This window comes from Nodosilinea sp. E11 (genome assembly GCF_032813545.1).
Lineage (GTDB): Bacteria > Cyanobacteriota > Cyanobacteriia > Phormidesmidales > Phormidesmidaceae > Nodosilinea.
The window spans coordinates 1,969,923-1,994,607 of record NZ_CP136520.1; the positions used below are offsets into that span (position 1 = coordinate 1,969,923).

Sequence of the window (24,685 nt, forward strand, 5' to 3'; positions counted from 1 at the left end):
TTTACGCAGTGTAGTGTTCGGGTTCCCCAACAGACCTATGACGACCCAAAACCTTCAACTGAGTGCGTTGCTCAAAGCTGGCGTTGAGCAGGCCCGCCTGGGCTATTTTGAGGCGGCGATCGCCCAGTTTTCGGCAGCCATTGCCCAGCATCAAACCTGTGCCAAGGCATTCTATAACCGAGGCTGCGCCTACCGTGACCTGGGTCGCCACCAGGCGGCCATCGACGATTTTTCGGTTGCGCTGCGCCTAGAACCTACCTTTGCCAATGCTTACATCAATCGGGGCAACCTCTACCGGCTGATGGGGCAGCTAACCGAGGCCCTAGGCGACCTCAACCGGGCGATTGAGGTGCAACCCGTGTCGGCTAAAGCCTACGGCAACCGGGGCCGCATTAAGCTCGACCTGGACGATTACCCAGGGGCGATCGCCGATTTTTCGGTAGTGCTGGCCGAGCAGCCTACCTTTATCAAGCTTTTGCTGTGGCGGGGGCTGGCCTACCTCAAACAGGGAGCCCATACGGCCCTAGCCGAACACCGCCGGGAGGCCTACCAGTTTGCCATTGCCGACTTTACCCGGCTGCTGCACAGTCAGCCCAACCACGCCGAGGCCTATAACTATCGAGCAGTGGCTTATTTTCAACTGCGTAACCTATACCAGGCCACCCTCGACATTAACCGCGCCCTAGAATGTCGGGCCGACTACGCTGAAGCCTACATTAACCGGGGCATGCTGCGTCACGAACTGGGTGACTTTCAGGGAGCGATCGACGACTACACCAACGTGCTCGAACTCAACCCCGATCTGCAAGACCGTTCCTACAATCAGACGCTGGTGGGGCTGGCCCTCGATAGCCCCGATACGACCCTGAGCGAAGACACCCCGCTGAATCTGCGCTTTCGCCTGGCCGATCTGTACGACAGCCGGGGGCTGCTGCGAGCCCAAGTGGGCGACATCGATGGGGCGATCGCCGACTACACCCTAGCTCTGCGCTTTAACCCCCACAGCGGGCGCATTTTGGCCAACCGGGGCCGCGTATTTAACCGTCAAGAAGACTACCAGGCCGCGATCGCCGACCTTGCCCAAGCCCTAGAGCTCAATGAAGACGATGCCCTGGCCTACTGCGATCGCGGCTACGCCTTCTACTTTCTCGACGAGTGGGATCTAGCCCTCGAAGACTTCGATCGCGCCATTGCCCTCAGCCCTACCCTAGCTGAGGCCTACATTGGCCGGGGGCATACCAATATTCGGCTGGGCCACGAGGCCGCCCTGGCCATAGCTGACTTTCGCAAAGCCCTAGAGCTGTCCTGGGGCAAACGCAAACCCGAGCGATCGCGCCCTCTCTAGCGATCGCCAAACACCACCGATGGAGCGGCACCGCAGAGGCGATCGCCACAATTGTGGGGTGCAATGGCACTGAGTGAATGGTTGGCGGTGCCCACCCTAAAGGTTTGGCTGCCGCCGCTAGTGCCAAAAGAATGCCCAGGCATTTAAGGATGTACAACATCTCTAAATGCCTGGGCAAATGTGATTGCAACGAGCATGGCAGGATTCGAACCTGCGACCGCTAGAACCGGAATCTAGTGCTCTATCCACTGAGCTACATGCCCTTAAGCTGCATCATTCTAGCACCTGCGCGAGGTGTTCGCACGCTTGTTCTTCCCAATGGCGTGGAGGGCGGGGTAAGCCCTGTGTTTAGACCGTTTTGGGAGCCGCTAGCCGCTAGGATTGGGCAAACCTCCCTTGGAGAATTGCGCTTTACTGGTTTAAGTACTCTAACCAACTCACCATGCCCCAACCCACCGACACCGCCAATCCCCTCGATGCCGCTGCCGCTACCCTCAACCAAGCGGCTGAAGAGACTACCCTTTCTGAAGACCAGTACCGCCGCAAAATGCAGCGGCGGCAGGAGGTGCAACAGCAGCGGATCGCCGAGCGCAATGTCGAGAAGGGGCTGGTGATTATCAATACCGGCAACGGCAAAGGCAAGACCACCGCTGCCCTGGGTATGGTGCTGCGTTCGATCGGCCACGGCTACAAGGTCGCCATTGTGCAGTTTATCAAAGGCGCGTGGGAACCGGCGGAAAAAGCCGTGCTGGAGCGGTTTGGTGATCAGCTCACCTTCCACGCCATGGGCGAAGGCTTTACCTGGGATACTCAAGATCGCGATCGCGACACCCAAACCGCCCAGACAGCCTGGGAAACGGCACTAACCTACATCCGCAACCCCGAGTGCAAAACTATTTTGCTCGACGAGGTAAACATTGCCCTCAAGCACGGGTTTCTGACCGTAGATCAGGTGTTGGCAGGCCTAGCCGATAAGCCCGAGATGACCCACGTCATTCTCACTGGGCGCGGCGCACCCCAGGCGTTAATTGAGCGCGCCGACCTGGTCACTGAGATGACCCTAGTAAAGCACCCCTTCCGTGAGCAGGGCGTCAAGGCCCAGCCCGGCATCGAGTTTTAGGAGAAACGCTCTATCTAGAGGTTTTGCCCTATCATAGGAACCCACCAGGCCCAGACCTAGACTTAATGGCGGTAGATTGCATGGCATCAGACTATCAGCCCTCGTTGCTCTCTGATGCTGATCTGCGGGCGGCAGATCTGTCGTGGGCCTACAACCGGCCTGCTGGGTCAGCCATGCTGGCCGATGAGCTTCAGGAATGGAAGCGGCGAGTCGCTCAGTTTCAAACGACGGTCAGGTCTGGCCCCGCGATCGCCCAGGGAACGCTGTTTGATTTGGCTGCCAGTTCCCCCGCCGATACCCTCGACCCCTTTGGGCTGCCGCCGCGCAATGCTGAGTTTTGGCGCGGGCAGTTTCAAGAGTCTGGGGTGCCCGCCCTCTACTTTGTGGTTGACCACGAGGCGGCGGTGCTACTCTATGTGGGCGAAACCGTAAAGTCGAACCAGCGCTGGAAGGGCGTTCACGACTGCAAGCGCTACATTCTTAGCTATGTAGAAGCCCACCGCAGCCACGATTTGCCTGTGGCGGTAAATATTGGTTTTTGGCCCCATGCCGATCGCGATCGCAAGGCCCGGCAGGCCCTAGAGCTAGAGCTGATTCAACGCTGGCGATCGCCTTTTAACAAAGAAAACTGGGCGATCTGGAGCACCCCCTTTGTCGGCGGCAAGCTAGAGACCTAGACCAAACAACAGTTGCTAGGAGCCGTGTCCAAAAGGGGCCGGAGTACCCTGGCCACCGTAACCGAATCCGGCTGGGTTACCTCCAGTTCAGCAGGGCGCATGCCATGCGCCCCTACAGTTTGACCATTTGGGAACAGGGTTTATGCGATCCGAATTTGGTCTTACCCCCTACCCTATCGTCGCAAAGCGAATCTTCAGGTAGTCGTCTTCCATCTTTGCGCCCGAGGGTTGCAGCGCTGCCAGGGCCTGGGGCAGTACCAGGTTGCGGCGGTGATTGCCGATGCGTACATTCAGCTCATCCGCCGACTTGCTCAGCTCAATCTGGTCTTTAGGAATACCCGGCAGGTAGAGTTCCAGGCTGTAGTTACCGTCCTCCTGCACCACCCGCAGCGTGGTTTCTTTGTAGTAGACCTGGCTAGGGTCTTCGTCGGCGTAGAGGGTTTCTTTGAGGCGCTGGAGCGATTCTAGACCGCAGAGTTCTTCGGCAAACAGCGGCACCTCTTTCACCGGCAGGGGGTGAAAGTTCTCGTGGATTTCGTGCTTGTACTGCTGCTGCTTTTCTTTCATTCGCTGAAAGAACGGGTCTTGCACCTCGTCGGGAATGATGCGGTTAGCGATCACCAAGTCGGTGCCGACATTGTAGAGGCTGAGGTAGGCGTGGGCACGGAGCGATTCTTTAATCACCATTTTTTCGGGGTTGGTGACCAGGCGTACCGAGGTGGTGCCTGCGTCGGTTAGCACTTTCTCGAGCTCAATCAGCTGTTCGTAAAACTCGTAGGGCGCATCCATCACCTCTTTAGTGGGCAGGTTAAAACCCGCCACCGGGCGAAAGAAGGGCTGCACCAGGGGCCGCAGCGCCTCAGAGACGGCCTGGAAGGGCTTATAGAGTTTACGCATGTACCAGCCCGCCACCTCAGGCAGGCTGAGCAGGCGCAGGGCAGTGCCCGTGGGGGCCGAGTCGATGATTAGCACGTCGTACTCGCCTTCATCGTGGTGGCGCTTCATGCGCACCAGGCTAAAGATCTCGTCCATGCCGGGCAGAATGGCCAGCTCCTCGGCCTCAATGCCCTCTAGGCCACGGGCTTGCAGCACGTCGGTAATGTAGCGCTTCACCGCGCCCCAGTTGCCTTCGAGTTCCATCAGGGCGTCGAGTTCGGCTCCCCAGAGGTTGGGCTGCACCAGGCGCGGGTCGTGGCCCAGTTCCATATCAAAGCTGTCGGCCAGGGAGTGGGCCGGATCGGTGCTGAGCACCAGGGTTTTGTAACCCAGTTCGGCACAGCGCAAGCCTGTGGCGGCAGCTACGGAGGTTTTGCCTACGCCGCCTTTGCCGGTCATTAACAATACCCGCATGTGGGTGTCCTCGCCTTTCTCGTTATGGTTCCCTATCTCTTTAATCTATAGGTTTTTTAAGCTTTCCGCAGGCGGCAGCGGGGATCACCTGAGAGTGCGATCCCCAAAGGCGTTGTTTTTTCTACGGCTAAGGTTTTTGGGGCGATCGCGCGCTGAGGGCAAATACCGGTTTTCTTTTGTGCTTCTGTCACCGCTGGTCTACTACCTGCCTTGGAGGAGAGACCAGCACAAAAAAATTGGTCTCTGGCTGACGGGCCAGAGACCAAAACATAAGGTAAGAGTAATGTGTTATGGGCGGTAAGCAATTGGCCTCGTTGGCCAGCAAAACCAAATCTCGTAAAGACCAGCAGCCTTAGGCCTTACGGGAGTAATACTCAACCACTAGCAGTTCGTTGATGTTGAGAGCAACCCATTCGCGCTCAATGATGCCGTTAACTTTGGCGGTGAGCTTGGCTTTGTCGAGTTCGAGGTGGTTGGGCACGTTAGCCAAACCGGGAAACTCTAGGTTGGCTTCAACCAGTTTCTTGGAAGCTTCGCGATCGCGCACGGTGATCACATCGCCAGGGCGGCACTGGTAGCTAGGAATGGACACTACACGACCATTGACGCAGATGTGACCGTGGTTGACGGTCTGCCGCGCCGAGGGAATAGTGGGGCCAAAACCAAGGCGAAACACGGTGTTGTCGAGCCGCATTTCGAGCAGTTGCAAAATGACCAAACCAGTAGAACCACCAGCCCGACGCGCTTTTTTCACATAGCGCAGCAGTTGCTTCTCGGTCAAGCCGTAGTTGAAGCGCAGCTTTTGCTTTTCTTCGAGCCGCACTGCGTATTCAGACTTCTTCTTGCGGTCTTGGCCGTGCTGCCCAGGGGGATAGGCTTTGCGGGGGGTCTTGCGGGACAGGCCCGGAAGCTCGCCCAGACGGCGTACGACCCGCAGGCGAGCGCCTCTATATCGCGCCATAAACGTTTACTCTCCGAACAAATTCCAAAGATTCTAATCTTAGCGCGATCAAGCGCCGTAGGCAACACTCTGATATTTTTTTCTGGTCTTACTGCTGAGATCGATGATGTCTTGAAACGGATGGGAGGCCGATGGGCCGGACTGGTCGCTGTCAGGCTGAGCGGTGAACAGCTCGGCGGTAATGGCGGCGGGGGGCTGGGGCTTCGAAAACAGGTAGCCTTGGCCAAACCCACAGCCTAGGCGCTGTAAGCACTGAAGCTGCGCTTGGGTTTCGATGCCTTCGGCGACTACGGACAGGTTGAGCTGCTTGCTCAGGGCCATGATCGTTTCTACCACTTGATAATTGCGGCTGCCCGACTGAATCTGGTGAACAAAGGATCGATCAATTTTCAGAATATCGATGGGGAAGCGGTGGAGATAGCCGAGGGATGAGTAGCCGGTGCCAAAGTCATCGATGCTGATTTGAATATGCCGCGATCGCAGCGCCTGAGTCAGGGCAATAGCGGCCTCTGCGTCCTGCATGATGGCGCTTTCGGTAATTTCGAGCTTGAGATTGGCCGGATTAACGCCCGTGTCGGCCAGCACTTGGTCAATGTCGGTGAGCAGCGTAGGGCTGGTAAACTGCCTGACTGACAAGTTCACGCTCATGGTTAAGTTGAGCCCCTGCCGCTGCCAGACGCACAACTGTTCGCAGGCTTGGCGTAGCACCACTAGCCCGATCCGCACCACTAGCCCCGTTTCTTCCATGCAGGGAATAAACTCTCCGGGGGAGACCATGCCCCGTTGGGGGTGTTGCCAGCGCACCAAGGCCTCAAACCCCTCGATCTGGCTGGTCTCCAAGTTCACAATTGGCTGGTAGTAGGTGACAAATTCCTGCTGGTCTAGAGCTCGCTGTAAATCGTTTTCGAGGGTAAGGCGGTGGCGCACAGCCCTGTGCATTTGCTGATCAAAAATGTGATATTTTCCCTTACCCTGACGCTTGGCCTGGTAAAGAGCAATATCTGCTGCCTGTAACAGCGCCTGGGGCTGTAGATAGTCGCCTTGGGCGAGGGCAATCCCCAGACAGGCGGTCATAAAGACATTGCATTCTGCGGTTTCAAAGGGGGCTACAAAGGCGTCTAAAATTTGCCGCACCCAGCCGTCTAAATCAAACCCCTCATCTACGGGGTAGAGCAAAAAGCAGAATTCGTCTTGACCAAGGCGGGCGAGGTGGTCTTGGGGGCCTAGATAGCTCTGCAAACGGTGAGCGATCACCTGCAACAGCCGATCGCTCACCGTGTAGCCAAAGGCTCCGTTGATCAGCTTAAACTGGTCGCAGTTGAGGTAAGCCAAAGCGAAGTTGGTTTGGTTCTGGTCTAGCCGTTGACCAATAATTTTGAGCAAGCCCGCCCGACTGGGGAGTTGGGTAAGCGGATCTTGAAACAGCAGGGTTTGCAGCTCAGCGGTGCGCTGATTGACGGTGGCTTCGAGGTGGGTATTGAGGTCGGCTAGCTGTTGGTACTGCTGGCTGATGCGCAGCATAGAGCGCACTCGGGCGGTGAGTTCGCTGCGGTTAAAGGGTTTGCCAATGAAATCATCGGCACCGGCCTCCAGGCACTGGGCCAGCGTCTGCTTAGAGGCCAACGCCGTGATCATGATGATCGGCACCGCTTGCCACTGGGCCTCGGCTTTGATCCGCTGGCAAACCTCAATGCCGTCTAGGCCCGGCATCATCACATCTAGCAAGATCAGGCTGGGTTGAATTTGGGGCAGGGCTGCGATCGCGGCTTCGCCATGCTCTACGTAGTGGAGCTCGTAGCCTTGATGGGCCAAAAACGCTTCAATCACGTAGAAGTTATTGGGTTCGTCATCGACAACAAGGATAGTCGCTGGGGTCATGGCGGTGGGCTATTGAGCAGGGTCTGAATGGTGGTTACTAACTGGTCAAGCCTGACGGGCTTACTTAAGTAGAGGTTGGCCCCCGCCGCTAGGCAGCGATCGCGATCTTTAGCCATCGCCAGGGCCGTGAGAGCAATGATGGGTCGGGTCGCTAGCTGCGGGTCTTGTCGCAGGCGACGGATTGCTTCTAGCCCGTCCATCCCCGGCATTTGAATATCCATCAGGATGAGATCAGGGTGCCCAGATTGAGCCAGGGCAATCGCCTCTTCGCCACTTCTGGCGATCAGTAGGCCATAACCCTTAATCGTCAGATAACTGGTGATTGTGCTGATGTTGGTCTCCTGGTCTTCGGCTAGCAAAATCACCGGTGCCCCCGTCGTGTCGGGGATGGAGTCTGCAATCGGTGCGATGGCGGCCGTACTAAAGGCGCTGGGCGGAGCAGTAGGGGGCCTGTCCCAGCCTGGGGCATCAATTCGCTCGTAGGGCAAATCAACGGTAAAGCAGCTGCCTACCCCCACCTCACTAGTCAGACCCACCTGGCCCCCGTGGAGGGTCACAATTTGCTTAACTAGAGCTAGCCCTAGACCAGTACCCTGGTACTGGCGGTTGAGGGCACTGTCGATCTGCACAAACGGCTGAAACAGTTTGTCAATGTCGTCGGTGGCGATGCCAATACCCGTATCGCGAATGGAAAAGCGGAGGGCATGGGGAGCCAGGCTACCGTTGAGCAGGCGCAGCGGGTGAGCAATGGCTGCGGCTGGCAGGGGAGTAATTTTTACAATGATGGATCCCTGTTCGGGGGTAAATTTAACGGCATTGTTGAGCAGGTTGATCAACACCTGGCGCAGTCGGAGCTCATCGCCCCATAGGGGTGGCAGAGACTTGGGTATTTGAACATCGAGCCGAATACGTTTTTTTAGGGCCTGCTGTTTGACAAAGGTTAAGCTCGATTGGCATAGGTCTTCTACGGCGATCGCCCCGACATCGAGTTCTAGTTGACCCGACTCAATTTTGGCGACATCGAGAATGTCGTTGATGAGCTCTAGGAGGTGAGTGCCACTGCGCTCAACGGTTTTGAGGGCGTTGGCCTGACGGGGAGTAATCGCGCCCAAGATTTCTTCCTGCAGTGCCTCGGTCATGCCGAGAATGGCGTTGAGCGGGGTACGCAGTTCGTGGCTCATGTTGGCTAAGAATTCATCCTTGAGCCGGGTGGCGCGCGCGAGTTCGGCGTTGGTGCGGTTGAGTTGGGCCTCGGTATGGCGGCGATCGCGATCGAGGCGATAACCCTCAATCAAATTGCTGCAGGTGGCCAAAAACGGGTCTAGGTAATCAATCATGTCCTGGTCGTAGCCGCTGGGATGGTTGGCTAGGCCCACTACCCCAACTAGGGTGTTGCCCTGGAAAAAGGGCAATCCTAAAAAGGACCTTAGCGACGGACATTCGTCTGAAGTGCCGCCCAGTTTTAGATTGGAGTTGAGGCGGTTAGCAATCACCGGCTGGCCCGTTTTAATGACGGTGGTAAGCAGGGTATTGAGGGCAGTAACGTCCACCCCCGGCTGGGGACTGCTAGCCTCGGGTGCTTTCGGGGTTGGGTTCCCGTCTAGCTGGGTCAGGCAATAGGTTTGCAAGTGGGGAATGCCCTTGATCTTCAAGCAGCCGTCTTCCAGCACCGCAGAACCGTCATCGTCAAACAACACCTCGCCAATGAAGCTGTAGTTGCTTTTGCTGACATCTAAGAGCCGGGTGAGCAGCCCATCAAAGATATCGAGGCGGTTGGTGGCGGTAATAAACTGTGCCTGGGCCTGGCTAATAATGCCCATCAAATTGTTGCTGTTTTGGAGGGCAATTTCGGCTTGCTTGCGATCGGTAATGTCAAACTGCACCGACAAAAACTTTACCGGTCGCCCCTGATCATCTAAAAAGGGCACAATGGTGCTATCAACCCAGAAGATCTGACCTTTTTTGGTGCGATTGCACAGCTCGCCTCGCCACACTTGGCCGCTTAAAATCGTCGTCCACAGGTCTTTAAAGAAATAGGGTGAATGGTAGCCTGAGTTGACGATGCGGTGGGTGTTGCCCATGGCTTCGGCCTCGGTATAGCCCGAAACTTCTACAAAGCGATCGTTGACGTAGGTGGTCACCCCCTGAATGTCGGTAATGGCGACAATGGCTGCTTCGTCTAGGGCCAGCTTAAAGGCGGCCAGCTCTTGCAGCAGGGTTTGGCGTTCTAGCTCTGCCTGCTTACGGCAGGTAATGTCTTGAAAGGTGCCGACCGTGGCGACAATCTGCCCGCTGAGATCGCGCAGGGGTAAGCGGTTGGTCTCAAGCCAGCGCTGTTCGCCCGTGGGCAAGGTGAGAATCTCTTCAACCCCCAAGCTGGGCTGACCAGAGTTCATCACCTGACGGTCGGCAGCCCGGTAGGCCAGGGCTTCGGTCTCAAGATAGGAAAAGTCGAAGTCGGTCTTGCCTAGGATCGCCTGGGGCGATCCTAGGCCGGTAGTATCGGCAAAGCGCTGGTTGCCGCCTAGGTACACCGAGTTGCAGTCTTTCCAAAACACCGCCAATGGGAAGGTGTCTAATACGGTTTGCAATAGCTGTTGCGACTCCCGCAGGGCGGTTTCGGCCCGTTTGCGATCGCTGATGTCCAGCATTACCCCCTGCCATAGCGTGTCGCCGTTAGCCAAACGCTCTGGGGTAGCCGAGACCTGTATCCATTTGAGGGTGCCGTCGATGGCAATAATGCGGTGTTCAGAATAAAACGGCTCTAGGCTTTGAGCGGAGGCGATGACAGCGGCTTCTAATGCCGCTACATCGTCACTGTAGACTCGGTCAAACAGAGTGGCTGCATCACCTAGGGCAACCTCTGGGGGAAGGCCATAGATCGTCTCGACGTAGGGACTGAAATAGGTAAAGGTCGACTGATGATCGGCATGTAGGACGTAGCGGTACACCACCGCTGGCACGTTTTCGGCCAGTTGTCGAAACTTGGCTTCGCTGGCCTGGAGGGCTAGCTCAACTTGCTTGCGATCGCTGATGTCAACGGCGATGCAGACGCAGCTCCCCTCGGCCTGGGAGAGCATGGCCACCCCTAGCAAAATGGGCACCTGATGCCCCGCTTTGTGGTAGTACGCCTTTTCAACCGGGGCCATGGTGCCGTGGTGCTTGAGGTGTTCGACGATATTGGCGTCTTGGGCTGAATATTCGGGAGGGGTGAGGTCTATCCAGCTGAGCGTTTGGTTGGCGATCTCTGCCTGGGTGTAGCCCAGCATGGCCCAAAAGCAGTCATTGGCTTCGGTGATGGCCCCATCAACGTTGCTAAACATCATGCCGACGGTGTTGGAGTCAAACATCCGCCGAAACCGAAGTTCACTGTCTAATAGCTGGGCCTCGGTGCGCTTGCGGCTGGTGATATCGGCAAAGTAGCCGATCACTTCTATGGGGTTGCCCTGGGCATCGCGCACCAGCCGGTTGTCGTCGTGCAGCCAAACATAGTGGCCATCGCGGTGCAGAAACCGATACTCGCAGCTGTGGCTGTCTTGGCTCAAGACCTGGGCCATGCTTGCTTGCACCTGGGCCCGATCGTCGGGATGGATGCGATCGCCCCAAAACTCCGGGTCGGCCAGAATATCGTCTGCCTGATAGCCCAAAATAGTGCTGACGTTGGGGCTCATGAATGTGGCCCGGCAGTTGCCGTCAATCTGACAGGTGTGAATGACAGCGGGGCTGGTGCTCAGCAAAAATTCTAGGCGATCGCGCAGGCGCTGGTTTTCTTGCTCCACCTGTTTGCGATCGCTGATATTGCGGACCATCACTAGGGCTTCATCGGGGCCAATACCCACGATCCGCACCTCTTCGTCGACTAGCCGGCCTTGTTTTTGCAGTTGATGCTCATAGACTTGCAGCTCACCCGTGGCGATCGCCCGTTCAATCGCTTCGAGCTGTCGCTGCATCAGGTCGGCAGGCAAGCACTCGGCCAGGTGGGAGTGAATTGATGAGAATTGGCCCGACTGGTGTTGCGGTTGGACATACTCCAGGCAGCGCCCATCGGTAGCTACCCGCAGCAGCAGATCGGGAATGGCTCCTACCAAGGCCATCATTTGGGCCTCCCGCGCCCGCAGTTCAGCGGTGCGTTCATCGACCTTGCGCTCTAGGGACTGGTTCAGCGCCTGGAGCTGACGGGCGGCCTGCTGGCGCTCTTGATGAGCAGCCCGCTGTGCGCTGACATCGCGCACCAGAGCTAGAACCTCGTTGTCGCCGTAGGGGACCACCCGCACCTCCTCGACTTGGAGCTGGTCGTCAAAGGAGAGATCCTGCTCATAGAGCTGGATCGTTTTGGTAATCAAGGCCTGGTGAATGGCCTCTAGACGTTGCTGGGCGGCCTTCGGCGGCAAACTGTCGGTCACATGAGTGCCAACCAGTTCGGCCATATCGCCCACCACGGCAAAGGTGGGGTTGGCGACAAACTCTTGGTAAATGCCCTCTGCATTAAGGCGCACAATCAGGTCGGGCAGGGCGCTGATCAAGGCACGATAGTGGGCCTCTCGGGTGCGCAAGGCCTGCTCAACTGTTTGACGTTCGGCCTCCAATCGCGCCTGGTCTTGAGCATTGGCAATGGTTTGGGCCATCACCGTTAGCAGCTGCACCGTATCTTCGTCCCAAGCGGTGGGTTGACTAAAGGAGACAAACCCCAGGCAACCCACTACGCCCCCAGTGCGAATCAGCGGTACCGACAGCATGGACTGAATGCCCCACCGCCGCCAGCTGGCGCGATCGATGGCGCAATCGTCGGGTAGGGCATCGACCCAGGGCACCTGCACAATGCCTCGCTGCAAGATCGTCGTTGTCACCCAGGGAAAAGCCGCTAGTGGTATTGGTCCTTGGGGATGGTTAACCCTAGGGCAACCAGGTCGATACCAGGCGTGGGTCACAGACATGGTTGCGGGGGCGCCGTCGGTGGGAGGCTCGTCAAAGGCGATCACATGGCTCTTGTCTACGCCGATAAAAGCCCCAATCTGCTCTAGGGCGTGGGAAATTTCGGCATCTAACTGCTGGTCGCTAACCTCCACAAAGCGACTGGTTAGGGTGACCAGCAAACGGTTGAAGTCGCGCTGACGCGCTAGCGATTGGGGGGTAATGCCGCCAGCCTGGCCCGCAGGGCAGACTCCTGATCTGTGGTCGGTGGCGGCGGCGACAGCCAGAGCATGCATGAGGCTGGCATGGGTGGCCAGCCCGACTAGCCCACCTTGCTCGTTGACCAGAACTACCTGCTCAACCCGGTGCTGGCGCAACAGCGCTACGGCGGCCCAAATATCACTCAGGGCTGCTGCGGGTAGGGTAACCACGGGATGGGTCATCACTTGGGCAACGGGCTGCTGCTCTTGAGGCTGGGTTGCCCAGCGCACAATATCTGATGCGGTGAGCAGGCCCACCACTTGCTGATGCTCGACTACCACAACACAGGCCGCTGCCCCTAGGGGTGGCCCAAGCGGGTCAGCGGCAGCCTCGGCATTGGCCTGATTTAGGCAGGCGATCGCCGTTTTCATTGAGGTCTGGGGCGAGACCGTGAGCAATGGCTGAATAATGGCAGCCTGAGCTAGTCCAGGCCGATATGGCATGTCCATGACGGAGGTGTCCCCTAGCCGCAGGGCGACTGCTAGAGAGGTAGCTAACCCCGAGCTAGAAGGTAGCGGATCTCTAACGGTTTACCTGTCCAGCATTCCCCCTTGCTGCTCAAGACCACCAGAACGCTCGGTCGCTGCCATTCTCAGTGCTGGCTCAACCGGCTCAAAAAGGCTTTTAAGCGATCGCTGCTGGGGTTGGCAAAGACCTCGGCGGGCACCCCTTCTTCTTCGATGATGCCGTCGTTGAAAAATAGCACCCGGTTCGAGACCTCCCGCGCAAACTGCATTTCGTGGGTGACGACTACCATGGTCATGCCCTCTTCGGCCAGCTGGCGCATGACGCTCAGCACCTCGCCCACCAGCTCGGGGTCGAGGGCGCTAGTGGGCTCGTCAAACAGAATGGCGACGGGCTTCATACAGAGGCTGCGGGCGATCGCCACCCGCTGCTTTTGCCCCCCCGACAGCTGCTCGGGGTAGGCGTCGGCGCGATCGCTCAGCCCCACCTTATCCAAGTAGTGCTCGGCCAGGTCGCGGCAATCGCCCGCCGGAAACTTCAGTACCCGACGGGGGGCCAGCATCAGGTTTTCAATTACCGTCAGGTGGGGGAACAGGTTGAAATGTTGAAACACCATGCTCACCTGGCTACGCAGGTGGTAGAGGGCCTGGCGGGGCAGCTTGGGTGCGGAGACATCTTGCCCCATCACCTCCAGGTGGCCCTGGTTGATTGCTTCCAGTCGGTTGAGGCAGCGCAAAAAGGTGCTCTTGCCGCAGCCCGAGGGGCCAATAATCGACACGACATCGCCCTTGGTGAAGGCAGTGCTCACCCCCTTTAAGACCTCAATCGGGCCAAAGCTTTTATACAAATTGTCGCAGGCAATAACGGGGGTGGCGATCGCAGGCAGAGTGGTGGTCATTGGCAGCGGTTTGGGTGATGAAAGGGGTGCACCAGGCTATACCCTAAAGAGAATCACTGGCACCCTGGGGTATCTGTATTCTAGATAACAATTTCATCTAGATAAAATTGTCTATGGTGCAGCATCATATCCTCACAACCGCCGTGAGGCAGGTCATTTGCCCCCGTACCACCGTTGGCCCATGGTTTACCGCATCGTTCGCTTTCGCTGGCTGAAACGCGCCCTGGCTCTGATGCTGGGTACATTGCTCGCCGTGGGGGCCGCCCAGATGGCGGGCCTGAGCCAGGCCCCAGCAGTATGGGAAGTGGGTACCGAACCCGCCTTCCCGCCCTTTGAAATGCGAGACGACGCCACCGGCCAGCTCACGGGCTTTGATATTGAACTCATGCAGGCGATCGGCGAAGCCGCCGGGCGCGAGGTGCAGTTTATCAGCCTGCCCTTTGATGGGCTAGTGCCCGCCCTTCAGTCGCGCACCATTGATGCAGCCATCAGCGGCATGACCATCACCGCTGAGCGGGCACAGACCATCGACTTTTCGAGGCCTTATTTTGAGGCAGGGCTGGCGATCGCCGTGCGCGAGGCCAACACCGACATCAATTCTTTAGAAGACCTGGCGGGCCAGCGGATTGCCGTGCAGATTGGCACTACCGGGGCCGAGCAGGCCGCCCAGGTCGATGGGGCTGCCATTAGCACCTTTGACAGTGCCCCCCTGGCCCTGCAAGAACTGCTCAACGGTCGAGTCGATGCCGTGGTCAACGACCTGCCGGTGACCCTCTACGCCATCAACGAGGCCAACCTTCAGGGCATCAAAATCGTCGGCGAGCTGGTCACCGAAGAATATTACGGCATCGCTCTACCGCAAAACTCTGAGGCCCTAGCGGAGATCAACGCCGCCCTCGACACCCTGCTGCAAGACGGCACCTACGCCGAGATCTACCGCCGCTGGTTTTCTGCTGATCCGCCAGAACTGCCAGTAGTGGCCCCAGCCCTGGCGGAGGCAGGCACGGCGACTGGCCTGGCCTGGGGGCGACTGTTTCAAAACCTGATGCGCGGCGCGTGGATCACGATTTTGTTGACGGCCTTCTCGTTTTTCTTTGGGCTGATTGGCGGGGCGCTGGTGGCCTTTGCGATGATTTCACCGATTAAGCCCCTGCGCTGGCTGTGCCGCGTCTACGTCGATTTCTTTCGCGGCACGCCCATGCTGGTGCAGCTATTTATGATCTACTTTGGCCTGCCTGCTCTCTTTCAAAGCCTGGGCTTTGACTTTAGTTTTAATCGCATTTTTGCTGCCATTCTGGCCCTTAGCCTCAACGTCGCCGCCTACCTGGCCGAGATTCTGCGCGGTGGCATTCAATCGATCGATCGCGGTCAGTGGGAGGCAGGCGAGTCGCTGGCAATGAACCCGGTCGAGACCATGCGCTACGTGGTGTTTCCCCAGGCGTTTCGACGAATTTTACCGCCCCTGGGCAACGAGTTTATTACTCTGATCAAAGACACCAGCTTGGCTGCCGTGATCGGCTTTGAAGAACTCTTCCGCCAGGGCCAGCTGACCGTGGCTACTACCTATCGCGCCTTTGAAGTGTATCTGGCGGTGGCGATTGTTTACCTGGTGATGACCTCTCTGGCCTCCTTCGCCTTCAAACGCCTAGAGGCCTATATGGACCCGATCAATCGGCCTAAGAAAGCTAAGAAAGACCCAGTGCCATCGGCGATCGGTGTTTAGACTGCCGTAGACGGCTTCTGTTGGGGTTGCCTGTTGAGGTGCTGCCCCGTGCAGCTACCACCGCAAGCCTACTGCTGCTGCTGAACCCCGGCTAAAATTTGGTACACAAATAGTCGTCGAAGCGATTCGGTTTGCTGCTGCTGTTCGTTTGCAGCGGCGTGTAGTTCTGCGGCTAGCACTACGCTACTAGCCACCAAGACCAGAAGTAAACACAGGTTTCTAGCAATCAGATAGGCAGGTAAACAGCGCTTTTTCATCATGGCCACCGGGGCAAGTCTAAGACATTCATCAAGCAAGACCCAACTATTACAGTATTGGGAAAATGCTTGGGAAAATTCACTAACTACCAAAAAAGTATTTACAAAAGTTACCGAAAGTTGCGGCGATACTCAACAAACGCTCGACCGGCATTGCTGACATCGGTCGAGCCGCTGATGCTCCAGGTATCGTCTATGCGGTAGCGGGCATTGAGGGCGAAGGGCTGGCTTTGGTTGAGCACCTGCACCAGGCTGGCAGAGAGATTTTCGGTAATGCCTATGGCGGCCCCAACCCCGAGCCCTAGGGAGTCTTTGTTAGTGGTGGGTAGCACCGTAGTGCCGACCAGCCGCAGCCGTCGTAGGCCCAGGGCATGGGCGATCGCATCTTGACTGTCGGCTGTAAACGCTCCGAGTAGGTTAGACCCCAGGGCCAGACCGGGCTCTGTGCCGCCCAGGCTAGCTAGGTAGCCGCCGGTCACCATGCCCAGTAGTTGGTTTTGGCCGTAGGTGGGCGTGCTGGTTAGCGCCAAAATGTTGAGGTTGTCGAGCAGGCGACTGGCCTGCCCCTGCACCCGAGCCTCAATCAGTAGTTCGTCGAGTACGGTGGTGCTGGCTAGGCGATCGAGGGTGGGTATTTCCGCCGCCCCGGTGGTGGAGTTGAGCGCGTTGATGTTGTACTGCCGCTGCAGCGGTACGCTAGCCTCTAGCACCAGATCGAGATAGGGGTCGAGGGCATTCTCGGGTTTAAACAGCACCACGTTGCTGCGGCCTGGCGCTAGAAAAAATTCGGTGGTGATCGTGTTGATCCAGCCGTGGGTGAGGTACAGGGCTCCGTCAGCCGAGAGGTCGGGCACCAGGCCGTTGAGCGCCACTGCTCCCTCTAGGTTGAGGGAGAGTAACGGCAACACTCGCATCTGGGCCGGGTCAAGCACCAGCCGCAGGTTGTCGAATTGTAGGGGAAAGGCGGTGCTGATTTGTCTCAGGGGAATGCGACCCGGAGTATTGCCTACGCGGTCGAGATCTGGCTTGGCTAAGATCTGGTTGGCCTGCTGAAGCAACCCACGCCCCACGGACACCCTGGTATTTTGCAGCTGCACCTGGCCGCCGATGGTAGGAGCCAGCAACGCCTGAGTCAGAGTCAGTTCGCCAGTCACCCGGCTGCGTACCTCGTTGGCGTAGTTGACGTCGAGATTGGCCAGAGATAGCCGCAGGCCAGGGTCGGTTGGTCTAGCATCTTGGGTAATCAGTGGTACCTGACCCGCCAGGGCAACAGTGCCGTCGAAGAGGCTACCGGTCAAGGAGTCTATACGGATTTGGGTGCCCTGGAGCTGAATGTTACCGGTGAGGTGATCGAGGGATGTCCCTAACCACGGGCTGATCAAGCTGGCATCGGCAAAGCTGACATCTCCTGATAGCAAGGGGCGACGGGGGGTACCGCTGAGGCGTAGGTCAACCGTCGCCTGACCGCCACCCCACACCAGGGCTGGAGTGAAGAGGTTGACCAACGCTAGGGCCTCGTCTTTGAGGGTAGCCCGCAGCATCATGGGGCCGCTGGCGGGCTGCGCCGTCATAAAGGGCAGGGCGTAGGGTATTGTGCCTGAAAAGCTCAGGGGTTCGGGATGGCTGCCGACTACCCGGCCATCGACGCTCAAGGCGGCATTTTGGTACTGAAAACGGCTGCTAATTTCGGTGAGCGGCTGATGGTTAAGGCTGGCCTCGGCTACTGCCATGTCACCCCTGAGGTGAGGGTTAGTGTAGGGGCCGGTGAGGTGGGCATTGAGGTTGAGTAGTCCGGTCACGGCGACGGGGCTCTCTAGCAGGGTGGCGGCGGCTCTGAGGGGCAGACCTTCGGCCCCAACAGCTAGGTCAGACTGTTGTGGTGAGAGGTCTCCCACCAGGCGGAGGCGGGCCTCACCCGTGCGAAACTCGACGGGGTCGAGGGAGAGCACCTGGTTCTGCAATTGCCCCCGGGCTAGAAACCGATTGTCGAAGGCGTAGCGGCCCCAGGCCCAGTCTTGGCCAGTGAACTCAAAATCGGCGGTGAGGCCCTGAATGCGGGAGGCCTTAACACCCAGGCGACCGGCCACGCTGCCTTTAAGCTGGCTGAGGGCTGGCAGCAGGGTGTGGGCGCGCTCTAGGTGGCGTGCTGTCTCTACCGATCGCAAAGCCTGAGCTAGCTCGGCCAACGCTTCTAGAGAAGCCGTGGTATCGCCGACGGAGGTGACCGTGAGATCGGCGGCGGTGCCCAACCCCAGAGGGCTCAGTACCCGACTGATATCGGCATAGCTGTAGAGGTTGAGCGTTGCCAGCAGGTCTTGAAAGTCGGCTTCGGCAGTGGTGATCTGCGCCTCGCCCTGCCAGTGGGGAAACAGCCGCCCGCTGCCAGTGACCTGAAACTTGGTGTCTGAGATCAGCTGGAGCGAACCACCAGTGAGCTGGGCTAGACCGTCGCGGTACTGGAGGTGACCGGTGAAGCGATCGCACCCCAAGCTCCCCAACGCGGGGCGATCGAGGGCAAACTGGGCGATCGCCTCAGGGTTAGCCAAATCGGCCAGATTTAGGGTGGCCGTGGCGTTGAGTTTGCCGCCCAGCTGCCCTAGGTCAGGTTGCGTCAAGGGGTGCAGCCCCAGAGCCGCTAGGTCAAAATTGTGCAGTTCGGTCTGTAGGCGGTCGCCCTGGCGCTGGCCCTGGGCCAAAACGTCTTTACTGGCTAGGCGAAAGGCGTTGGGCCGCAGGTCGGCGGCTAGGTTGGCTGAGATCTCTTCGTCACGCCCCCGCAGACTAAGGGTGGCTCCGGCGGTACGGGAGGCCTGCACTGGCCCTGAGACCGCATCTACCAGAGTGAATTGGTTGAGGCCCACCTGGCGCAGTCCTATGGTGCCCACCAGATGCGGATCGGCCAGGGTGCCGCGCAGCGTGCCGTCAAAGGCCAGGGTGCCTCGGGGCCGCAGCCAGGCTGGACCCTTGACCAATCCGGAGGCCGATTCTAAGTTGATCTCTGACAGCCGTGCGGCCAGGTCGATGGTGCCAATCTGGGGTAGGCCACCCTGGGGCAAAAAGCGCATCTCAATGCCCCCCCGGGCAGAGAGGTTAGCGGTAGTGGCTTCAGCAATGTCTAGCCGTTGCCCCGTCCAGGCAAAGCGGGTGCTGAGGGCACCGGGCAGCATTTGGTCTAGGCCCGCCAGGTTGAGGTGAGGCACTGCTGCGATCGCCAAATTCAGCGGTACGGCGTGGGAAAATCGAGCCTGCCCCAGGGCCTGAATGCCCTGGAGGTTTAAGGCGTTTAGCGACCCAGAAATGTCTAGATCGGTGTCTAGCGTGCCCCGTAGCTGGGGCGATACTAAATCTAGATCTAGCGCATTGCCCGCCACCTGAGCCTGCCAGTCGCGGCGGGTGAGGTCGGCGGTGGCGATCGCTTCTAGACGGCCTGCCCCCACCTCAAACACAGCATTTTTGGCGGTGACGAGGCGATCGGCGTAGGTGAGCTGGCCTCGACTGGGGAAGGTTGACTGGGGCATCTGCCAGTCGGCCTCACCCTGGAGGCGGGCCAGGGGGCCAAACAGACGGGCTTCGGTCAGCAGCGGCCCTAGCCGCCAAGTCTCGGGCAAAGACACCCCATAGAGTGCCGCCAGGCGATCTAGGGGCAGATCGGTTTGGGCAGTGAGAGTTAGGTAGGGTTGAGCATGAGGGGGTTGGGGCTGGGTGGGGCGATCGCGGTTGGCCAGCGCGTCATGAGTCACTGCACCATTAGATAGTGCGCCATTCAACAGCACCTGGCCCTGGGCCGTCACCGTACCGCCCGTGACCGGGGTGAGGGTAGCCTGGTGCAGCGTAGCCCCATCGAGATTGGCTCCAAACCGAGCCGCAATGGCGTCTAGACCTAGTCGATCGATCTGCACCAGGCCTAGGTTGGCCAAGGTCCCGTCTACCTGAGGGGTTCTTAGCGGCCCAGTAACGCTGGCCTTGACCTGAAACCGTCCTGCTGCCTGCACCGGTAGAGACTGCGCCAAGGCTTCAGCCACCTGATCAAGGCTGACCTCAGGAATGTCAATCTCAAGATCGTGGCCCTTGTGGACATCGACTTGGCCCGCGGCTCTGACTAAAATGGGGCCAAACTTGAGGGAGCTATTCTCTAAGCGGCCGCCCCCACCGTTGAGCTGCATGGTGCCGTTGATGTCTTGCAGAGCCGCAGGCAGATCGCCGATCACAATGTCGCCGTTGCGCAGCCGAGCCGTTCCCCTGACCGTCAGTCGGTCGGCAGTCTCGGGGCGATATCTGAGGTCGAGGTTAGAGGACAGCAGGCCGTTGCGCACAAAAAAGCTGCCGCCAAAGAGAGGATTCACCGCCTCAATCGGCAACTGCTGGGCCTGCACCGCCAAATTAAACTGACGCGTATCGATCTGCCCCTCTCCGCGCAGTTGAAAAGCCCCATTGTTGAGCCGTCCGCCCACGATCAGCGAGGCTGTTTGGTTATTTGGGCCACCAAAGCGCACCCGCAGGTTGACGTTTTCGAGCAGCACCAGGTTAGCGCTCGACACCCCCTCCGGCAATTCCACAATGGAAGTGCGCGACAGGGGGCCAATGGCCAGATTGGCATTGCGAATCTGAATACTGCTCAGCTCGGTTTTGAAAAAGCCCTCTTCCCCCACTGATTGCGGTATCTGCACCCGCCACTCACCATTAAACCCTTGCTTGAGGGCCACCTGAGGGTCGATAAAGATCAGGCTGGGGCGCAGGGTGCGGGTCAGCAGCAGGTCTAAGGGGTTGAAATTAACCTCTAGGGACTGGGCCCGCACCCAGGAAAAGTCGGCTTCGGTCGGCGGCACAATCGAAGGCCCCAGGCGCACCCCGGTAGGGCTAAAGCGCTCAAATTCGCCCACTTTAATCGGTCGCCCCAGGGCATCGCTGAGGTTGCGCTGCAAGAACGGAGGCAATTCGCGGCGAGCTACGCTGTAGCCCCACCAGCCTAGCCCTAAGCCAGCGAGGGACAACCCGCCCGCTGCGATCGCCAGCGCCCTCAGCCAGCGTCGAGGGCGAGGGGGGATAAGTTCTGCCTCTGGTGAAGACCCTTGAGCCACAGCAAGCCCGCCAGTTGAATAATGGCCTTAGCACGGCGCTACCGGCAAGAATGCCATTAATTTACCCCAAGCTTCTCAATTTGCAAATTATCTGGCTCGGGGGCGGGGTATGGTCGGTCTACCTAGCGGCCAGGTCTCACGGTGCTGGGTAAAAGAAAAAGGCTAGGGCCAGCACCGTATAGGCGGCAATTAGCAGCACCCCCTCTAACCAGTTGGAGCGACCATCCATGCTGATGGAGTTGGCAATTAGCACCGCCACCCCTACCGCCACCAGGTCGAGGGGGCCAAAGTCGAGGTTCATGGGCTGGTGCAGCAGCCAGCCAGCCAGCACTAAAACCGGCCCCATAAACAGCGCCACCTGCATACTAGAGCCGACGGCGATGGCCATCGCCAGATCCATCTTGTTCTTAATGGCTACGCTGACGGCGGCGGCGTGCTCGGCGGCGTTGCCGACTAAGGGCAGCAGAATTACTCCGGTAAATAGCTGAGTCAGCCCCAGTCGATCGGTGGCCACTGCCAGATTGTCAATCAGCAGTTCCGACTCAACAGCCACAATTAGCGTAGTCACCAACAAAATCCCGATCCAGACGCTGACGCGGAGCGGAGGTTTTGGAACTGGGAGATCTAGATTATCGGAAGGCTCTGAGGGATCTGGGGCTAGGGCGATCGCGATCGCTGTCGTTGTCGGTGCTTCGGCTATTGCTGACCAGTCTCCAGAACTGATTGCCTGCAACACCGGGGGCGGGGTCTGGACGGTTACCATCGCCCCTGTCTCTGTGTCGCTCTCCTCCTGAAGGTAGGCGTGGGTTTTCATCGTAAAAACCAGGCTCAGGCCGTAGACCACGATCAGCACGATCGCCACGGCGTTGGAGAGGGTTTGAATGGTTTCGTCAGGCACCACATCGGCCACCAGGTCAATGGTGGTAGGCAGCAAGATCGCGATCACCGCCAGGTTCATAGCCGAGGAGTTGACCCGAGCGATCATCGGCTGAAAGGTTTGCACCTTATAGCGCAGTCCCCCCAGCAGCATTGACACCCCCATCACCAGCAGCAGGTTCGACACAATGGAGCCGGTGATGCTGGCCTTGACCACATCCACCAGCCCTGCTCTCAGTGCAAACAGGGCGATGATCAGCTCTACCATGTTGCCAAAGGTGGCGTTGAGCAGCCCACCCCAGGCGGGACCGAGGACAACGGCGATCGCCTCGGTGGCCTCACCAATCAAGCCCGCCAGGGGCAAGATCGCTAGAGCCGCAGTGAGAAAGATCGCGATCGCGCCCCATTCCAGCCAGTGGGCCAGCAGAGAAATCGGGATAAACACCGTTAGCACCGCGAAGATTACAGTCTTAGGGCTAAGCGTCTTTAAATTGATCGTCGTTGAGCCCATGGCCTTGTAGATAGGTGAAGGGTGTAAATCATGCGGCTCCAGGCGCTGAGCGCTAGAACCTTGTGGTCACGGACCAATAGTGCTCCCCAAACTGTGGCATGATGGCGGCGATGTCGCCTCAGGATTGGCAACTGGGGGCGATCGCCCGCAGAGACCCTAGCTGAGTCTATCTGCCCACCTACCCTTAGCTTCCCTGCCCAGCGGTGGAGTTACTGAAACCCTGGATACTGATTTGGGTAGGGTTATCGGTTTATCAACTTGGCGCACCTCTCTAGAGTCTTTAATTGAGATAGTTAGTCATCGTGTCAGCCATCGTCGGTCTAGCAATTCACACCTGTGGCCCTGCCCTGGGGCTGGCCTTATGCGACGTCAAAGGCGAAATTTGCCACCAGAGCTGGCCCCTGGGGCGCGATCTATCGACCCAGCTGCACAGTATTTTGATGGAGTTTATTGCCCCTCACCGCTGGCAAGATGTTGCGTTTTTGGCGGTGGCGATGGGGCCGGGAGGCTTTACGGGCACCCGCGTGGGGGTGGTGACGGCCCGCACTCTGGCCCAACAGCTAGAGATCCCGCTGTTTGGAGTGTCGAGTCTGGCGGCGATCGCCCAGCGCGCCCTCGCCGACCAAACCCCTGGGGCAGCAGACATTGCTGTGGAAATGCAGGCCCAGCGAGGGCAGCTCTACACCGCTATTTATCGACCCACGCCTAATGGACTAGCGGTAGTTCAGTCGGAGCAGGTGAGATCGCCCGAAGACTGGGAAGCGGCCCTCAACGCCCATCCGCATCCTCTAGCGCGAGCGGCAGCGGGGGACGACCTCGCGGCCACGGTGGTGCAGGTACTGGAACTGGCCCAGGGAGGCTGGGCCAGGGGCGATCGCCCCGACTGGTCGACCGTGCTGCCCTACTACGGTCAGCACCCGGTCGATCGCTAGGGGGCGGCGGAGGGCAGGGCCTCGACCGAGCTATGGCTGAGATCTAGGGCGCAGCCTGCAATCTAGACCTGCGCTATGGGCAACTATTGAAATTTCCTCAGCGATCGCACCCAAAACCCCTCCCCACAACCCGCTATCCTAGATAACGTGACGCACCCGGTGAGGACTCGATGGATACTAAAGCCTTTAAGCGATCGCTCAACCATTCCGACAAGTACTTTCGCCAGGGGTTTGGCCACGGAGAAGCGGTCGCCGGGCAGATGCAGACCGAGTACAACAGCGGGCTAATTCAAGAAATTCGCGATCGCCAATACACCCTCACTCGCGGCAACGTCACCATCAAGCTGGCCCAGTCCTTTGGCTTTTGCTGGGGGGTCGAGCGGGCGGTAGCTATGGCCTACGAAACTCGCCAGCACTTCCCCACCGAACGCATCTGGATCACCAACGAAATCATCCACAACCCCAGTGTTAACCAGCGCCTCAAAGAGATGGCGGTGGAGTTCATCGAAGTCGTCGATGGTGAAAAAGATTTCTCTGTCGTGGGCCAGGGCGACGTGGTGATTTTGCCCGCCTTTGGGGCCAGCGTGCAAGAAATGCAACTGCTCAATGACAAGGGCTGCACCATCGTTGACACCACCTGCCCCTGGGTTTCTAAGGTATGGAACACCGTCGAAAAGCACAAGAAACGCGACCATACCTCGATCATTCACGGCAAGTACAACCACGAGGAAACCGTGGCCACCAGCTCCTTTGCGGGCAAGTACCTGGTGGTGCTGAACCTCGACCAGGCTCAGTACGTGGCCGACTACATTCTCAACGGCGGTGACAAGGTCGAATTTATGGCCAAGTTTGGCAACGCCTGCTCTGAGGGGTTTGACCCCGACACTGACCTCGATCGCATCGGCGTGGCTAACCAAACCACCATGCTCAAGGGCGAAACCGAGCAAATCGGCAAACTCTTTGAGCACACTATCCTCAAAAAGTATGGCCCTCAGGCCCTCAACGATCACTTTCTCAGCTTTAACACCATCTGCGATGCCACCCAAGAGCGCCAAGACGCTATGTTTGAGCTGGTCGATGAACAGCTAGATTTGATGGTGGTGATTGGCGGCTACAACTCGTCGAACACGACCCATCTGCAAGAGATTGCGATCGAGCGCAACATTCCCTCCTACCACATCGACAGCGCCAGCCGCATTGGCCCCGGCAACCGCATCGAGCACAAGCTGCTCCATGGCGAGATGACCACCACCGAAAACTGGCTGCCCGATGGCCCGATCACCGTGGGCGTTACCTCCGGCGCGTCTACCCCCGATCGCTCGGTCGAAGATACCATTGAGCATATCTTTGCGATCAAAGGAGCCGTGGTTACCGCCTAGGCGATCGCCTAGATTCTGCTAGGCTTTACCCCTTAAAATCACTGTTAAACCTGGGGATTGATT

15 protein-coding genes and 1 tRNA gene are annotated in these 24,685 nt (G+C 58.5%); 6 read left to right on the top strand and 10 right to left on the bottom strand.

The genetic code is table 11. From position 1 onward, the window contains the following. Positions 1 to 37 precede the first annotated feature (37 nt). Positions 38 to 1,345 (top strand): tetratricopeptide repeat protein, encoded by a 1,308-nt coding sequence (locus tag RRF56_RS11005; protein WP_317037689.1) that lies wholly within the window; start codon positions 38 to 40, stop codon positions 1,343 to 1,345. Here the strand turns inward: RRF56_RS11005 and RRF56_RS11010 are convergent. Together RRF56_RS11010 and RRF56_RS11015 are read right to left on the bottom strand one after the other, a co-directional pair. Continuing rightward, positions 1,342 to 1,488, bottom strand: coding sequence for a hypothetical protein (locus tag RRF56_RS11010; RefSeq protein WP_317037690.1), 147 nt, complete (start codon positions 1,486 to 1,488; stop codon positions 1,342 to 1,344). The genes RRF56_RS11005 and RRF56_RS11010 overlap by 4 nt on opposite strands. Before the next feature lie 47 nt (positions 1,489 to 1,535). Beyond that, positions 1,536 to 1,608 (bottom strand) — tRNA-Arg (locus RRF56_RS11015). A 179-nt stretch (positions 1,609 to 1,787) separates the two neighbouring features. Here RRF56_RS11015 and cobO point away from each other — a divergent pair. Next, entirely contained in the window at positions 1,788 to 2,465 is a 678-nt protein-coding gene (cobO, locus tag RRF56_RS11020) for a cob(I)yrinic acid a,c-diamide adenosyltransferase (RefSeq protein ID WP_317037691.1), read from the top strand. 80 nt (positions 2,466 to 2,545) lie between these two features. Then, a complete protein-coding gene (locus RRF56_RS11025; protein ID WP_317037692.1) occupies positions 2,546 to 3,142 on the top strand; it encodes a GIY-YIG nuclease family protein in 597 nt (198 codons plus the stop codon). 168 nt (positions 3,143 to 3,310) lie between these two features. Here the strand turns inward: RRF56_RS11025 and RRF56_RS11030 are convergent, their stop codons facing one another. The 5 genes from RRF56_RS11030 to RRF56_RS11050 all read right to left on the bottom strand — a co-directional run bounded on the left by RRF56_RS11030 (position 3,311) and on the right by RRF56_RS11050 (position 13,866). Then, positions 3,311 to 4,492, bottom strand: a complete 1,182-nt coding sequence (locus RRF56_RS11030) for a TRC40/GET3/ArsA family transport-energizing ATPase (RefSeq protein WP_317037693.1) — start codon at positions 4,490 to 4,492, stop codon at positions 3,311 to 3,313. Between the two features lie 352 nt (positions 4,493 to 4,844). Next, on the bottom strand, positions 4,845 to 5,453 hold the full coding sequence (gene rpsD, locus RRF56_RS11035) for a 30S ribosomal protein S4 (protein WP_317037694.1): 609 nt from the start codon (positions 5,451 to 5,453) through the stop codon (positions 4,845 to 4,847). Between the two features lie 48 nt (positions 5,454 to 5,501). After that, on the bottom strand, positions 5,502 to 7,331 hold the full coding sequence (locus RRF56_RS11040) for an EAL domain-containing protein (RefSeq protein ID WP_317037695.1): 1,830 nt from the start codon (positions 7,329 to 7,331) through the stop codon (positions 5,502 to 5,504). Continuing rightward, a complete protein-coding gene (locus tag RRF56_RS11045) occupies positions 7,328 to 12,946 on the bottom strand; it encodes a PAS domain S-box protein (RefSeq protein ID WP_317037696.1) in 5,619 nt (1,872 codons plus the stop codon). Before RRF56_RS11045 ends, RRF56_RS11040 begins: the two co-directional genes overlap by 4 nt. A gap of 149 nt (positions 12,947 to 13,095) precedes the next feature. Next, complete coding sequence (locus RRF56_RS11050) at positions 13,096 to 13,866, bottom strand: amino acid ABC transporter ATP-binding protein (protein ID WP_317037697.1); 771 nt, start codon at positions 13,864 to 13,866, stop codon at positions 13,096 to 13,098. Positions 13,867 to 14,047: 181 nt separating this feature from the next. Between RRF56_RS11050 and RRF56_RS11055 the strand changes: the two genes are divergently transcribed. Next, positions 14,048 to 15,589: an ABC transporter permease subunit gene (locus RRF56_RS11055; protein WP_317037698.1), complete on the top strand. Its 1,542-nt coding sequence runs from the start codon at positions 14,048 to 14,050 to the stop codon at positions 15,587 to 15,589. A 68-nt stretch (positions 15,590 to 15,657) separates the two neighbouring features. Here RRF56_RS11055 and RRF56_RS11060 read toward each other — a convergent pair whose 3' ends face one another. The 3 genes from RRF56_RS11060 to cax all read right to left on the bottom strand — a co-directional run bounded on the left by RRF56_RS11060 (position 15,658) and on the right by cax (position 22,311). Then, a complete protein-coding gene (locus RRF56_RS11060) occupies positions 15,658 to 15,783 on the bottom strand; it encodes a hypothetical protein (RefSeq protein ID WP_317037699.1) in 126 nt (41 codons plus the stop codon). 173 nt (positions 15,784 to 15,956) lie between these two features. Continuing rightward, complete coding sequence (locus RRF56_RS11065) at positions 15,957 to 20,924, bottom strand: translocation/assembly module TamB domain-containing protein (protein WP_317037700.1); 4,968 nt, start codon at positions 20,922 to 20,924, stop codon at positions 15,957 to 15,959. A gap of 136 nt (positions 20,925 to 21,060) precedes the next feature. Continuing rightward, positions 21,061 to 22,311, bottom strand: a complete 1,251-nt coding sequence (gene cax, locus RRF56_RS11070; protein ID WP_317037701.1) for a calcium/proton exchanger — start codon at positions 22,309 to 22,311, stop codon at positions 21,061 to 21,063. A gap of 302 nt (positions 22,312 to 22,613) precedes the next feature. On the opposite strand from cax, the gene tsaB reads away from it, so the two are divergent. Continuing rightward, positions 22,614 to 23,243, top strand: coding sequence for a tRNA (adenosine(37)-N6)-threonylcarbamoyltransferase complex dimerization subunit type 1 TsaB (gene tsaB / locus RRF56_RS11075; protein ID WP_317037702.1), 630 nt, complete (start codon positions 22,614 to 22,616; stop codon positions 23,241 to 23,243). 170 nt (positions 23,244 to 23,413) lie between these two features. Next, positions 23,414 to 24,622: a 4-hydroxy-3-methylbut-2-enyl diphosphate reductase gene (locus tag RRF56_RS11080; RefSeq protein WP_317037703.1), complete on the top strand. Its 1,209-nt coding sequence runs from the start codon at positions 23,414 to 23,416 to the stop codon at positions 24,620 to 24,622. Positions 24,623 to 24,685: the final 63 nt, after the last annotated feature.